The following is a 14,398-nucleotide window of genomic DNA, read 5'->3' as shown; positions in this document are numbered from 1 at the left end:
GTCACGCTGTCCACCTGTATAACCAAACCTCGGTCAGTGATTTTCCGTCTTTCACCAGCTGCACCCTGAGTTCTGCCGAGGCGACATCGCCCGGTTCGAACTTGAACGCGAGGCGCACGCCGCCAGTTCCCGCATTGCGCTGCAAAATGCCTTCACTGACGCTGCCACGGTTGGAACTGATGAAGCGAGTGATGTCTTCTAGGTCGACTTCATCGGTTCCGAACGCTTCGTGATCTGCGAAATCCACGGCCATGATGATGTAGGTCTTATCCTTGTCGTAGCCTTTTCCGATGCGGGTGTTCAGCACGCGGGACACAGGGCGCGTTTCCTCCGGCTCCCCGCCCCATGCCATTTCATAGGCGAAGCTATACGCCCCCCCTGCTGCAAGCGGATCGCGTGGGCGCCAATAGGCGACGATGTTGTCGTAAATTTCCTTGTCGGACGGGATTTCCACCAAGGTCACTGCGCCCTGCCCCCATTCGCCCTGCGGGGATATCCATAAAGACGGCCGGTTGTGATACAGCGCTTCGAGATCGGCGTAATCCTCGGAGTCGCGCGCACGCTGCATCAGCCCGAAGCCGCGTGGATTGGTGTCGACGAAGCTGGAAACCTGCAAGCTGGACGGGTTCGCCAGCGGTCGCCAAAGCATCTCGCCCGCGCCGTTCCAGACCAGCAGCCCTTCGCTGTCATGCACCGCCTCGCGAAAATCATCAAAACGCGACCGGTTGGTCTGGTCGAACAGAAACATGGAGGTGAGTGGCGCGAGGCCCACGTGTTCCAACTCTGTGCGTGGGTAAAGATGCGCCTCTACCTGCACATGCGCGGGCTGGCTCGGCGTGATGCGGAACGTGTAGGCCCCCGTCGTGGACGGGCTGTCGAGCAGCGCGTGGACTGTGATTGTGGTGGCGTCGTTTGTCGGAGCCTCGACCCAGAAGCGGGTAAACTCGGGGAACTCCTCACCCTGCACATCGCCGGTGTTCAGCGCGAGCCCGCGCGCGGACAGGCCGTAAGTCTGGCCAGTGCCGATGGCACGGAAATAGCTCGCGCCTTGGAACACCATAAATTCTTCGAACCGGCCGGGTTTGGTCAGCTCATGGCGCAAGCGCAGGCCGGAATACCCCAAAGCTGGGTTGCCCGCATCTTCTACCAACTCGGCGGGGAACTGGTCATAGCGTTTGAACAGCGACAGATCGAAGCCCAACATCCGGGCGCTGTCGCCTTCGACGATGTTGATTTCGATCGGGCGCGGGAAGTAAAGACCGGGGTGGAAGAAATCCATCTGAAAGGCGCGGTCTGTATCTGACCAAAGAGCCTTTTTGGTGTCGAAGACCAGCGCCTTGTATTGGTCATAGGTCAGGTTCTTCCAAGCCTCAGGCACTTCCGGCATCGGGGCATACTCTTCGCCTGCAAGGCGTTGTGCCTCGGCCTTCAACCAGTCGAGCGAGAATGGCACGGCCTCCCCCTTGAACATTGGCAAGGCGCTGGCGGGCCCTGCCATCGAAGCGGCCCCTAGCATGGTCAGGAAAGAGCGTCGGGAGAGGCTCATGCGGCGGACCCTTTCGCGAGTTTCCACGGCGCCCCTTTGATCCATGCGACGAAGTAAGCGACAATAATCAGGGCGCACACGCCAACCAAATTGACCAAAACCACGGTCGCGGTTTCTCGTCCGACTTGGTCCATGACAAAGCCCGAGATGCGCGCGAACACCATGGAAAATACAAATACTGCAAGGCTTTGCTGGCCGATCTTCATGACGATTTTGACCAGTTTCCCCCAAGCATCAGACGCAGCGGAACTGCCCGTCGCAATCAAGCGGTGCCCGCCCACGCCTGCCGCAACCCAAGCCAAATAAGCTAAGGCGAGAAAGTGCACATAGCGCAGGATGGCGAAGGAGGACTTGTCGATCAAAGGTTTGTTGGCCACGCGCCAGTCGATCACAGGGTTACCGTCGAAAGCCCCGAACCATTCCTGGTTTACCGCCCGCACACCGATATTGGACAACGGGATATTTGCGACCACGACACCTGCTGCAAGGGCGATCAGCCATGTTTTTACCGGTGGCGCAGGGATCCAGCCGCGCATAAAGGCGAACCCGGTAAAGAAGATTAACTGCCAGCCGAACGGATTGAAGAACCAGTGGCGGTCCGACCAAGGCTCTGCCGGAAGGCTCAACCACAAATGCTCCGCCCCGAGCCATTCCAGCAGCCCTTGCTGGGCGAACAGCCAGACGGTGGCGACCACAGCAGCCGTAAGCCAGAGATTGACGCGGCTGAGCGCCATGACGACGGGCATCATCACAAGGATCGCCATATACATCGGCAAGATGTCGAAATAATTCGGCACATAAGTCAACGTGAACAGGCCTACCAGATTGTCGGCAGTGGTCGTCACAATGCCGGTGGTGCTGCCGGTGCGGCCCTCGAAGATCGGCGGCAGATTGAGCGAATTGATATAGTTGGTCTCGAAAATGCCGAAGCTGTCCCACCATGCGACCAACATGGCGATGGTGAAAAACATACAGATATGCGCCCAGTAGACTTGCCAGACCCGATAGGCGACTCGCGCAGTGCCGAGCAACCACCCTGCCCGATCAAACGTCCGACCGAAGGCAATGGCAGAGGCCATACCCGAGCAGAAAACGAAAATTTCGGTCGCGTCGGAAAAGCCCCAACGGGCCGGAATCCAGCTGGTGAAAAAGTTCCCCGGCGTGTGAGCGAACAAAATGATGATCATCGCGATGCCACGATAGAAATCGAGTCGCGGATCACGGGTGGTGACACCCGACGTGCCAGAGGCCGTGGGGCTTGCTGCAAAGGCATTTGCAGCGGTCGACAAGGGGGAGGTAGAGGCCATGGTCATCTTCTTTGAACCAGTTCTTTTTTCGCGCTTATTCAGCAGGGACACTTCCCGCACAAGAGCTAGCGTCACGGCCTTGCGAAATGAGCGAAAAACGCGCAGCGGCGTAGCCGTCTTCCCGACCTGCCCGCCTGCCCATCCGTTCCCGGAGAATAGCTTCGGCTTCGTCGAGGAACCCTGCGCGGATACCTGCATCAATGGTCAAACGCTCGAAGACGTCGCGTTGGGCATGCGATCCACCGGCCCGTTGCATGGTCTGACGTGCCCGGGCCAGATTTAGAAAGGCGGTTCTGAAGTCAGCCTCGCCAAAGGCTTCGAGCCCTGCCGCAGCGCTTAGGCCGGGTTTGGCCATTAGGCGATCCATCTCCAGCCGGTTCGATTTGGCATCTCGGTGCATCCGGCCCATCAGTTTCGTGATCGCCTGCTTGCGCGACCCGCCAATCAGGGCAAGCAGGTAATGCAGGTCAGCGAAGATCAGGCAGCCGTCTTCGGTCCGGTTGGCAGAGAGATCGGCCAGCTCTTCCCAACGGTCGCCGACGTCTACGCCATTCAGCTCCAACCGCGACAGAAGTGACGTAGCATTGGAGATATCACGGTAGTCGTCGGTCTTATCCGCACGAATCTGAGTGTCATATAGCGCCATCACCACCTCCGTTTGCCCGAGGTCGAGGTGCATCAGCGCCTTGTGCCACCAAACATGGTAGCGAAAATTGTTGCAATGCGACCAAGCCGCCTCGCGCCCTTCAAGCCATTTCAGCCCACCTTCAGCGTCGCACGTCATATCAAAGACATGGGCGATGGCGTGCAGCCCCCATGCATCATCAGCACTGACTGACAGCCCCATCCTGCCGACTGTTGCGGCGCGCGCATACTCGCCGGTTTCTTCCAAAGTGAACGCGTGGCACCCCATCAGGTAACCGCGTCCGGCGTGGTCAGGCCCGTAAGCACCCATGACGGCCTCAACCGATTTGCGCATACCAACGCCGTCGCCAAGCACGAAGCGGATGGCATGGCTGAGCTTCATGGCAAGTGTGTCAGCGGGATGCACCGCAAGTACGTCTTCGAGATGCTGGATCGACTGGCTTGGAGCGCCCTCATAAAAGGCTTTCAACGCCTTGACGAAAGACGTTTCGCGCGCTGCAATCGGGGAGACGAGCGCGGCGGCTTCGGCCAGTCCAAGGGCCTCGCGGGCCGTCTCGTTTAATTCTCGGCGGCCCAGCAGCAGGTAGAACATTCCCTTGACCGCGTGCCCTAGTGCAAAGTTCGGATCCAGCGTCAGAGTAGCGCCCAAATGGGTCGGAGTGGACGCCCCATGCGCCATGAAGGCCAGCAAGGTTTTGTTCCACGCCTCAAGCGCGTCGCGGGAATTGATCGTGGTGTCTTGCCCGAATACGTCTTGATACATGCTGTGGTCTCACGGTTGATTCTGGTGCGGAGCAAAGCCCGCATCCTCTGTGATAGCGATTAGTCGGCACCGGTAAACGGCTGGGCCCATTGAATAACGCATACGTGAGGCCGCGTGGGGGATAGGTGATCGAAAACAAGGCATGTGCGCGGCAATGCGCCGATTTACCAAGGGGTTAACGCCAGCGTCATTGCGGAATTGCGGGGGCCAAGCTGTGTTTTGACCCTGCGACCGCCGCCCCAAAACCGCTACCCCACGGCCTCAGATGCTCCATTCTTGATGGGTAGAAGCGCCGTGCAGGAGAACGCAGGATGCAACATCTTATCCAAATTCTGATCCATGCGATCGCGGGCTACACCGCCGCTTACATGGTGTTGCGCCCTAAGACGCTGATTGACGCGCTCTCGACCGGTCCCGGTATGGACGCGGCCGGATGGGCCTTTCACCGCGAACACTACAAGCTCACCTATCCGGTTCTGGCGATGCTGCTGGTCGTGTTGGCACTCGCCATCGCGCAAATCCCTAGCGCACCGGCCTAAGACGTCCCCAAATCAAAATCTCGTCCGCACGAGGCTGCCTGCTATGGTTGCGGAGCGGCCTTTGCCACCTGCTCCAGCCACTCCAACACCGCATCCGTGTCCTCGCCGAAATGCGGCGGCGGGCGGCGATAGGTGACAGGGGTCTTCGAGAACTTCAGCGGGTTGCCGATCAACGACACCGCCCCGTCGCGCACATCGTCGCGTGGCATGTCGATTTTCATCTCACGTGCGGCCACCTGATCCGAGGCGAACACCTGCCCCAACGTGTTCACGGGACCAACCGGCACTTTGCGTGCCTCCAGCCCGTCAATAATGTCCGCCATCGTCCGTTCGACCAGCACGCCTTCGATGATTTTCAGCAGTGTGGTGCGGTTCTCGATCCGTGCCGGATTGGTTGCATAGGCCGGATCTTCGGCCAGATCGGGGCGGCCGAGGTAGTCACAGAACCGTGCGTACTGACTGTCATTGCCCACGGCGACAAGCACATGCCCGTCGGATGCCTCGAATGTTTGATAGGGCACGATTGTCGCGTGCTCATTGCCTTGGCGCTGGCGTTCCTTACCCGTGGTCAGGTGGGCGACACCCTCGTTGATCAGCCACGCGATCTGGCTGTCCACAAGGGCGATATCCACATGCTGCCCCTCGCCCGTCACATCGCGGTGGCGCAAGGCCGCCAGAATCCCGACGGTCGCATACAAACCGCACACCACATCCGCGATGCCGACGCCGACCTTCATCGGTCGCCCTTCCGGCTCTCCGGTCAGGGACATGATGCCGCCAAAACCTTGCGCCATGAGGTCATATCCCGGCTTGCTCCGGTTCGGGCCGGTCTGGCCGTAGCCGGAAATCGAGCAGTAGACCAACTTCGGATGCGCCTCCAACAGGCTGGCATGATCCAGCCCGTATTTCTTCAGCCCGTCGGGTTTGAAGTTCTCGATCACCACATCCGCCTCAGCCGCAAGCGCATGAATGGTTGCCTGCCCCTCTGGCGTAGCGATGTCGACGCCCACAGACAGTTTGTTGCGATTGGCGCACATGAAGTAGGCCGACAGATCCGTGCGCTGCCCGTCCAGACCATCCACGAAAGGAGGGCCCCATTTGCGGGTATCGTCGCCCTCAGATCCGGGGTTTTCGATCTTCCAGACTTCCGCCCCCAGATCGCCCAAAAGCTGCGTACAAGTCGGCCCTGCCAGAATCCGGCTGAGGTCCAGCACTCTAATTCCACTCAAAGCGCCAGCCATCTGCTCATCCTTCATTCTTACGTTTTCCGAATGCCAAAGGACTTAAATCCTTCCGTCATAAGCCTTTCGGTCTATCACGGCGGCGATCACTGTGAAGGTGTCCGCGTCTTGCGCCGCCGTCAAGGCGTCACGCAGCTCCGCTCGGGACGTAACGGTATGCCCCTGCCCGCCAAAGGCCTTCCCGATGGCCGCAAAGTCATGATCGGCAAAATCGACACCTGCGTTTTTCATTTGGCGTTGCCGTTGCTTCAATTCGATTAACGCGAGGGAGCGGTCAACGAAAACAACGAAAATCGTGTTCAACCCATGCTCTTTCGCGGTGGACCATTCGCCTGCGACCATCAAGGCCCCTGCATCGCCGGAAAAGCTGACAACGCAACGCTCTGGCGCCGCATATTTTGCGCCCATCGCCAACGGCACCGCGCACCCCATGGTGCACAGCGCTGAGGATTGGAGCAATGTCCGCGGGCTGTGGCAAGTCCACATCTGGGACAACAAAATTCGGTGCGCCCCGCTATCCACCGTGGCGATGGTGTCTTTGGGGAGCATGTCGCGGCATTCAGCAATAACTGCGCCGGGCCCCCAGTCGTCATTTGTCGGGAAGGCCTGAGACAACGCAGTTTTGGTCGCCGCGATCTGACCATCCGGCCAGCTGTCACGCGTGACGCCCTGCCCCGACAGCGCCTGCAGCGCCGCCCCGGTGTCGCACAAAAAGCTCAGCCCCGCCTGATGCATGTAGTGATGGTTCGGCTCTGCCGTGATGTCGATCACCCGCACCTGATCTGGATCCCACACCTCGCGCCAGCCGGGACGCATTTCGATGGGGTCATAGCCCACGCAAATCACCAGATCAGCGGCCCGCACAAGCGGCAGCAAATGACTATCCGCCAAAGGTGACAGGCCCGCGCCGCCAAGAGCCAGGGGATGCGACTCAGGAATGACGCCTTTGGCTTTGTAGCTGGTAATCACTGGTGCGCCGTAGGCTTCGGCGAAGTTCAAAAGCTCCGCATGGCTGTTGTCATAAAGCACATCAAGTCCGGCTATGATCACCGGTCGCTCAGCACCGTCGAGCCATGTTTGCGCCAAAGCCAAATCGCACCCAGACGGCGCGGTTCTGCCCGCAGGTGCCCGCCTGCGCAGCTTCGGCGACGCCTTCGCATCGGCAACTGAAATCGGCACGTCGATATGAACCGGCCCGTTCCGCCCTTCGGTGGCAATACCGACTGCTTTATCCGCGACAATGTCCGCGCCGTCGGCTGTCAGGGAAAACGTCGCTTTGGTGATCTCGTCAAACACGTGGCGATGGTCAAGCACCTGATGCGTGTAAGTCAGCGCCTCGTCCGGATCAACGCAGCCTGTGAGCACGATCATCGGCACACGGTCTTGATGGGCGTTGGCCACCACGTTGACCCCGTTCATAGCACCCGGCCCCACTGTGGCCACCAGAATGGCGGGCGCGCCATTTACGTGGTGTACCCCTTCGGCCATGAAACCGCCCGCGTTCTCATGCTTGCACAGAACGAACTCGATCCCCGCCTGTTCCAGCGCGTCGATCAATGTCAGAACCTCTCCGCCCGGCATCCCGAAGGCGTGGCGACACCCCGCCTCGTAGAGCCGTTCGGCAAGCAAATCCGCGGCGCGTTTTGGGCTGGTCATAGCAAACTCCTTCAGAGGCTTGATCGCTGATATCAACCCGCGGCAGCCTCAGCAATGGCCCTGAAAATGGCATCCAGCTCCGAGGCTGCAAGGCCAAGATCGGGGCCTGCCTCTGCCATGTAAGGTGCAAAGACCAGGGACGGGGTCTTGTAGCTCAGTGTCGCACCATCATCGGTCTCGGTGACATAGAGACGGATCGGCGCTTCAATCATCGCGGCTGTGGACAGCGCCAGAATCCGCACCGCATACACGTTGTTGAATACTCCAATGACCCTGTTTCCTGGAAGGATGATCCCGCGCGCCTTGGCAGCGCCCGTTGGTCCCGCTTGGGTGACAACGCCCATTTTGTTGGCGCTCACCGCCGCCTTCACGTCGTCGACGAGCTGGTCGAAAGGCTTGCGGGTTTCTATAACGACCCAGCCCTCGCGCGCGGTCACATCCGCAAGCGACAAGCTGGCCCAAAGGCTCAGAACCACACTCAGAATAATGCGCACGCTTTGTCTCCATTTGGTCAGAAATACTCATTTACACCTGCCAGAGAGACGCGCTTGGCGCCAATCACGTCTGCGCCAACAGACGCAAAAGCGACGACAGGCCCCCAAGCGTCAGCAAGGGGGCCTGTCCAAATAAAGTCGTGCGCAGGCATGGCCTGCGCGCCGTCAGATCACATGCGGGAGGCGACGTTTTCCCAGTTCACCAGATTGTCCATAAAGTTGGACAGGTATTTCGGACGCGCATTGCGGAAGTCGATATAGTAAGAATGCTCCCAGACGTCGCAGCCCAAAAGAGCTGTCTGGCCGAAGCAGAGCGGGTTCACGCCGTTTTCGGTTTTAGTCACTTTCAGCCCGCCATCGGCGTCTTTCACCAACCAGCACCAGCCCGAACCGAACTGGCCCGCGCCCGCCGCGGCGAACTCTTCTTTGAATTTGTCGACGGACCCGAAGCTGTCTTTCAGCGCGGCTTCCAGCTCGGACGGCATGGCGGATTTACCTGGACCCATCATTTCCCAGAACTGGTTGTGGTTCCAAAGCTGGGAGATGTTGTTGAAGATGCCGTTCTGGGCGACCGCATTCTTGTCGTACGTGCCGACGATGATTTCCTCGAGCGATTTACCGTCCCATTTGGTGCCCTCAATCGCCTTGTTGCCATTGGTCACATAGGCGTTGTGGTGCAGGTCGTGGTGGTATTCCAGCGTCTCCTTGGACATGCCGGCATCAGCCAGCGCATCGTGGGCATAGGGAAGATCGGGAAGTGTAAAAGCCATTGTCTGGGCCCCCTTTTGGACGTGAAAATTTCTATGCGCCATAACTGAGCGCCCGAAGGCGCGGGGTCAAGGCTCGTTTACCCAACACACAGAGAACCCGACGGTTCCATCGACGCAAAACGAATGCCCCGCACGGATCTAAGATAAGACAGATATGACCCTAACCGCGTCGGCAGGTCCCGAAACCTTGCATGTTGACCCCGCCATTGGCGCTTGAGACGCGCGTCACGAAACTGCCACGCATGGAAAACTTGCCGGTCTTTGTATCAAGTCGCGCACGATAGTTCACCGTCGGTTCGTAAAACTTGGTCTCGGTCGGCGGGAGCATGGATCGCGGGACCGGTGACAACTTCCATGAGAAGATTTGCACCTTCCCGATCTTGCGCCCCAAGGTTCCGTCGACTGACTGACGTCCCGCCTTTTTGATCACATTGTCAGAGACAACGACCCGCCCCCCGCTGGATATGGTTACCCGCAAGCGCGTCGGCGTGACACCGGTATAAAGGCCCACCCCCTTTTTGGGAGAAATCTTGCAGTTATATGTTGCTGCGATGGCTGGTGCGGAAACCGACATCAGAGCTGCGGCGGCCGCAGCAAAAAGAAAACGCTTCATTATCAAAACCCCTAACTGACAAAACAATTCTGGAATGAAAGCGGACTCCTCTTTGGCTGGCAAGCTCGTTTACAAATAATTCACTTCTGAGCCTGTTTTCGCTGACATGCTCAAAACGTCGAAAACATATTGCGCCTCTGAACGGAAACAGACCAACTCGAACGTAGTTTCATCACGCGCCCAGAAGGCGACCGGCGCCTGTGCCAGACGCGTGCGGCGGAACATGCCCGGTCGAAACACGTCACGGGACAGATCAACGGGGCAGAGTTTGGCAAGAACCTCACGCGCTCCCGCACCCTCGATGATGAATACCGCGCGTGCATCGGATACATTGACGACCAATGCATGCTCTTCCTTGAGCGCCTCGGCGATGCGCGCGGTGGCGTCGACGACCTCCGCATACGGCGTCATCACCAACAATTCGTCGGGTGACATCCACGCGATGCCCATTTCACCGACACAGTTGCACTCCCGCGTCCCCGGGAAATCGACGCCTGCGACATCGGTCGAGGCGTCCTTAACACGACGCGACGACTGGTCTCCGCGCAAGGTGATCATCCCGCGCAACCCGGCCTCGGTGACCTTGGCGAAGCCTTCTGAAACGACGCCTTGCAACGCGCTGACAGGATTAGACATTTTGCTTCTCCCCTTCGGGGTCATAGAATACTGGGCTGACGATCCTCGCTTGGATGACCGCGCCGTCAAGATTTGGGAAGTCGATGACTTCCCCCATGCGATCTGGCCCGTTCAGCACCAGTCCCATTGCAATCCCCTTGCTCAGAGTTGGCGAATAATACGTCGAGGTGACGCGCCCTTGAGTGTTACGCTGGCCGTTGGCGTTGTGGCCTTCCGCGACCGCATAGGCCCCATCCGGCAGAACCGTTCCATCCACCGTTTCCAGCCCAACGAGCTTCCAACGGGTTGGGTCGGTCATGTGCGCGCGTTCTTGTGCGCGTTTGCCCAGATAGTCGTCTTTCTTCTTCGACAGCGCCCAGTTCAAGCCAAGATCTTGCGGAATGATCGTGCCATCGGTCTCGTCGCCGATCATGATGAAGCCCTTCTCGGCCCGCATGATGTGAAGCGCTTCCGTGCCGTAGGCGGTTGCGTTGAATTCGCCTCCGGCCTCCATCAACGCGTCCCAGAAGGCGCGGGTCTGGCTTGCGGGCACGGCAATCTCGTAGGACAGCTCGCCCGAGAACGAGATGCGGAAGACGCGCGCGTCGAAACTACCGATCTTGCCCTCTTTCCAGTCCATGAAGCCTAGCGCTTCTTTGGAGACATCCATGCCGCCCAACTTCTCCAACACATCGCGCGAATGCGGGCCGACCACTGCGATCTGGCCGTATTGCTCGGTCGCGTTCACGGTGTAGACCCTCCAGTCCCACCATTCGGTTTGCAGCCATTCTTCCATATGCCCATGGATGCGGGACGCGCCGCCGGTGGTGGTGTGGCACAGCCACGTGTCATCATCGATCCGAGCGACAACGCCGTCATCAATCAAGAACCCGTTTTCCGAGCACATCAGGCCATAGCGGCATTTTCCCGGCTTCAGATTTGACATCATGTTGGTGTACATCATGTCGAGGAATTTGCCGGCATCCGGTCCCTTGACGATAATCTTACCAAGGGTCGAAGCGTCGAGCAGGCCAAGGCTGTCACGGGTTGCATTGACCTCTCGGCGGACTGACTGCGCGACTGTCTCGCCGGGACGCTGGAAGCAATAAGGCCTGCGCCAGTGACCAACGGGCTCGAAGTAAGCACCGTTCGCTCCATGCCAGTCATGCAACGGAGTGCGGTTAAGTGGCTGGAATATCTCGCCACGCGCTTCGCCGCCGATCGCCCCCATCGAAATGGGCGTATAGGGAGGTCGGAACGTGGTCGTGCCGACCGAGGGAATCGGGCTGTTGAGACTGTCAGCAAGAATTGCCAAGCCGTTGATGTTGCTAAGTTTACCCTGATCTGTGGCCATGCCCAAAGTGGTGTATCGCTTGGTATGTTCGACGCTCTCAAACCCTTCTTGGGCGGCAAGCTGCACGTCGGACACCTTCACGTCGTTCTGGAAATCGAGCCACATTTTGGAGCGCAGCTTATAGCCCGCCCCTTGTGGCATTTTCCAAACAGGTAGCATCGGGGCCTCTTCCAGCGCGCTCGCTTTCGGGGGGTGCGCGCGGCTGGGTTTATGACCCGTCCGCAAGGCGGCGTTCTTCCCCGCCTTATCGGCGTCAGCCAGGACCGAAGCCGTATCCATCACACCGTTGGCGATGCCAGCGGTGATTACGAACGCTTCGCCCTGCGCGCCTTTGGGGGCGGCGTCGGGGTCGGGCCGGAAATGAGCCTGTGCCTCGTCCCAGACCAGCTTGCCACCGCAATGCGACCATAGATGCACCACTGGCGACCAACCACCAGACATTGCGACAGCTTCGCACTCAATGGGCTCCAACGCGTTACCTTCGCCGGCATGGGCGCAAATCTCGACGCCTGTGACCCGTTTGGTGCCTTTGACCTTGGCGATCGCTTTGCCGTTCTCGATACGGATCCCCAAAGCGCGGGCCTCGTCGGCAAGCGCGCCGCCGCCATGCGGGCGAGCGTCTATAATTGCGGGGACTTCCAGCCCTGCCGCCTTCAGAGTGATCGCAGTCCGGTAAGCGTCGTCATTGTTGGTGACGACCACCGTGCGGTCGCCCGGGCTGACGGCCCAATTGGTCGCGTAATCACGCACCGCAGACGCGAGCATGACTCCCGGCACATCGTTGCCTGCAAAGGCAAGCGGGCGCTCAATCGCCCCTGTCGCGGTGATGATCTGCGCCGCACGAATACGCCACAGCCGGTGGCGTGGCACGTCTTGGCTGGGTGCATGATCGGTCAAACGCTCATAGGCCAACGCATAGCCGTGGTCGTAGATGCCAGCGCCCATCGTGCGAATGCGGAGTGCGACGTTGTCCATCTTTTCAAGGAGTTGGACAGTGTCGTTGATCCAAACTTCAGCGGGTTTTCCGTCGATTTCGACCCCATCCACAGGTGCACGGCCGCCCCAATGGGCGGTTTGCTCGACCAGTAAAACCTTGGCACCCGCCTCGCCCGCGGCCTTCGCCGCTTGCAAGCCAGCGATACCGCCACCGACGATCAGCACGTCGACGAAGGCGTAAAAATGCTCGTAGCGATCTGCATCGCGGTCTTTGGGGGCCTTGCCCAATCCTGCGGCGCGACGGATGAACGGCTCGAACACATGCTTCCAAGCTGGCGCAGGGGCCATGAAAGTCTTGTAGTAGAAGCCCGCAGGCATCATCCGCGCGGCGTAGTTGTTGATCACGCCCACATCGAATTCCAGCGACGGCCAGTGGTTCTGGCTTTCGGCGGTCAGCCCGTCGTACAGCTCGGTGGTGGTCACACGGGCGTTGGGTTCGAAACAGCCACCCTTACCGAGGTTTACGAGGCCATTCGGCTCCTCGGTGCCTGACGCCACAACGCCGCGCGGGCGGTGGTATTTGAAGGACCGCCCCATCAGCATTTGGTCATTGGCCAGCAAGGCCGAGGCGAGCGTGTCGCCTTCAAACCCGCGCATGGATCTGCCGTTGAACTGGAACGTGACCTGTTTGGACTTGTTCAGCAGGCGGCCACCGGTGGACAATCTGGTGCTCATATTACTTGGCCTTTGTCTGGGTGTAGCTGCGGCGGATCATGACAGGCCCCTCCACTGATCGAAGGACCAGTCGGGGTTCTTGGCGGTGATCACATCTACGATGTCTTTGGGCGGCTCTGTGGTTTGGGCGGAATAGGTGCCGAACACCTCTAGCGTCGTCGTGCTGCGGGCCGCGTGGAACCACTTTCCGCACCCATTGGCATGGCGCCACCGTTCCAGATGTACGCCGCGCGGGTTGGCGCGGGTGAACAGATAATGCTCGAACGAATCGTCGTCAGAGCCGACGGTTTCGCGTTTGATATGGGCCTGCCCACCGGCATGAAGCTCAGTCTCTTCGGCTTTAACGCCGCAATAAGGGCATTCAAGGATCAGCATGGGGCGCTCCTTCGGGCAGACGCAGAAAAGGCGGACACTGCGAAGCGCCCGCCCAGTTCGGGGAGGAAAATTGATTGGTTGGTGTTACGAGCCGTCGGCAGCGGGCGCCGTGATGACAGGCGCGTCAAGCGCCTCTGGCGTTGCCATTGTGTCGCCTTCGGTGACAGAGCCGGAGCCCAGCATGGCAAGCACGATAATGAAGAGGCCGATGAGAACTCCGGCGACCACAAAGCCAGTCTTGCCGAGACTTTCATTTGGGGTGGTGTAGTCAGACATGGAAGTACCTCCTTTGGTGAGGTCTCCATGATGGCGTTGTGCGCGCCGTGCTCAAGGTGGAGTATCGTAGCGGCGACCTTTGGGCAGTGGGTAGCCGGAATGTGCGTGCGGCGTTGGCAAAGCTTCGCCTGTTGGTCCTGCGCAGAAGCGCAACCGGCCCGACCACGCGAGATCGTGACCGGACCGTTTGAAATCAGCTCTTGGGGTCGCGGATCAGTTGCCAGCTTCGCCGGAAACCGCACCTTCCACAGCATCGGCTGCGCCTTCAATCGCGGAGCCTGCGCCCTCGATCGTGATGTTGACGTCGTCTTGGCCCGATGGGGACGCGCCGGAAAAGACAACATAAGCAATGACGGCGACCACAACGACGAGTGCGCCGACGACGAAGCCCATTCCTGCGCCGCCGCTGGTTGTTGTAGTCGTGGTCGTGGAGTGCGAGCGTTCGGTGTTGTCAGCGTGTGCCATGTCGGGGCTCCTTTGGTTGTGTTGTTTGACATAACAACCCAAAGACCCCGCATCTGGTTCCCGAATGT

General features: G+C 59.5%; 14 protein-coding genes. 1 reads left to right on the top strand and 13 read right to left on the bottom strand.

The window, feature by feature from the left end; genetic code table 11:
- Nucleotide 1: 1 nt before the first annotated feature.
- The 3 genes from BM352_RS10580 to BM352_RS10570 are packed head-to-tail and all read right to left on the bottom strand — an operon-like array spanning nt 2 to nt 4,261.
- Entirely contained in the window at nt 2–1,546 is a 1,545-nt protein-coding gene (locus BM352_RS10580) for an OpgD/OpgG family glucan biosynthesis protein (RefSeq protein ID WP_245780966.1), read from the bottom strand.
- A complete protein-coding gene (locus tag BM352_RS10575) occupies nt 1,543–2,853 on the bottom strand; it encodes an OpgC family protein (protein WP_090216533.1) in 1,311 nt (436 codons plus the stop codon). The genes BM352_RS10580 and BM352_RS10575 overlap by 4 nt, the downstream gene beginning before the upstream one ends.
- A gap of 34 nt (nt 2,854–2,887) precedes the next feature.
- Complete coding sequence (locus BM352_RS10570) at nt 2,888–4,261, bottom strand: tetratricopeptide repeat protein (protein WP_090216531.1); 1,374 nt, start codon at nt 4,259–4,261, stop codon at nt 2,888–2,890.
- A 311-nt stretch (nt 4,262–4,572) separates the two neighbouring features.
- On the opposite strand from BM352_RS10570, the gene BM352_RS10565 reads away from it, so the two are divergent.
- The gene (locus BM352_RS10565; protein WP_090216529.1) at nt 4,573–4,800 is read left to right on the top strand and encodes a hypothetical protein; all 228 of its coding nucleotides are present in this window, start codon (nt 4,573–4,575) and stop codon (nt 4,798–4,800) included.
- Nucleotides 4,801–4,841: 41 nt separating this feature from the next.
- Here BM352_RS10565 and BM352_RS10560 read toward each other — a convergent pair whose 3' ends face one another.
- From BM352_RS10560 to BM352_RS10515, 10 genes are all read right to left on the bottom strand, one after another.
- The gene (locus BM352_RS10560; protein WP_425434525.1) at nt 4,842–6,056 is read right to left on the bottom strand and encodes a CaiB/BaiF CoA transferase family protein; all 1,215 of its coding nucleotides are present in this window, start codon (nt 6,054–6,056) and stop codon (nt 4,842–4,844) included.
- 27 nt (nt 6,057–6,083) lie between these two features.
- Nucleotides 6,084–7,697 carry a thiamine pyrophosphate-binding protein gene (locus BM352_RS10555; protein ID WP_090216527.1) on the bottom strand — a complete coding sequence of 538 codons (1,614 nt, stop codon included), beginning with the start codon at nt 7,695–7,697 and terminating at the stop codon, nt 6,084–6,086.
- A 32-nt stretch (nt 7,698–7,729) separates the two neighbouring features.
- Entirely contained in the window at nt 7,730–8,185 is a 456-nt protein-coding gene (locus tag BM352_RS10550) for a DUF302 domain-containing protein (RefSeq protein WP_245781035.1), read from the bottom strand.
- Nucleotides 8,186–8,361: 176 nt separating this feature from the next.
- Nucleotides 8,362–8,961, bottom strand: coding sequence for a superoxide dismutase (locus BM352_RS10545; protein WP_090216525.1), 600 nt, complete (start codon nt 8,959–8,961; stop codon nt 8,362–8,364).
- Between the two features lie 160 nt (nt 8,962–9,121).
- A complete protein-coding gene (locus tag BM352_RS10540; RefSeq protein ID WP_090216522.1) occupies nt 9,122–9,574 on the bottom strand; it encodes a hypothetical protein in 453 nt (150 codons plus the stop codon).
- 69 nt (nt 9,575–9,643) lie between these two features.
- Complete coding sequence (locus BM352_RS10535; protein WP_090216520.1) at nt 9,644–10,210, bottom strand: sarcosine oxidase subunit gamma; 567 nt, start codon at nt 10,208–10,210, stop codon at nt 9,644–9,646.
- A complete protein-coding gene (locus tag BM352_RS10530; protein WP_090216515.1) occupies nt 10,203–13,214 on the bottom strand; it encodes a sarcosine oxidase subunit alpha family protein in 3,012 nt (1,003 codons plus the stop codon). Before BM352_RS10530 ends, BM352_RS10535 begins: the two co-directional genes overlap by 8 nt.
- Nucleotides 13,215–13,250: 36 nt before the next feature.
- Nucleotides 13,251–13,589: a sarcosine oxidase subunit delta gene (locus BM352_RS10525; protein ID WP_090216512.1), complete on the bottom strand. Its 339-nt coding sequence runs from the start codon at nt 13,587–13,589 to the stop codon at nt 13,251–13,253.
- A gap of 84 nt (nt 13,590–13,673) precedes the next feature.
- Nucleotides 13,674–13,865: a hypothetical protein gene (locus BM352_RS10520; RefSeq protein ID WP_090216508.1), complete on the bottom strand. Its 192-nt coding sequence runs from the start codon at nt 13,863–13,865 to the stop codon at nt 13,674–13,676.
- A 213-nt stretch (nt 13,866–14,078) separates the two neighbouring features.
- A complete protein-coding gene (locus tag BM352_RS10515) occupies nt 14,079–14,330 on the bottom strand; it encodes a hypothetical protein (RefSeq protein WP_090216505.1) in 252 nt (83 codons plus the stop codon).
- Nucleotides 14,331–14,398 lie beyond the last annotated feature (68 nt).

The sequence above is a fragment of the Litoreibacter janthinus genome (genome assembly GCF_900111945.1).
In the GTDB taxonomy this organism is placed as follows: domain Bacteria; phylum Pseudomonadota; class Alphaproteobacteria; order Rhodobacterales; family Rhodobacteraceae; genus Litoreibacter; species Litoreibacter janthinus.
The sequence above is the reverse complement of the archived record's forward strand: the minus strand, read 5'-3'. Positions and strand labels throughout refer to the sequence as shown.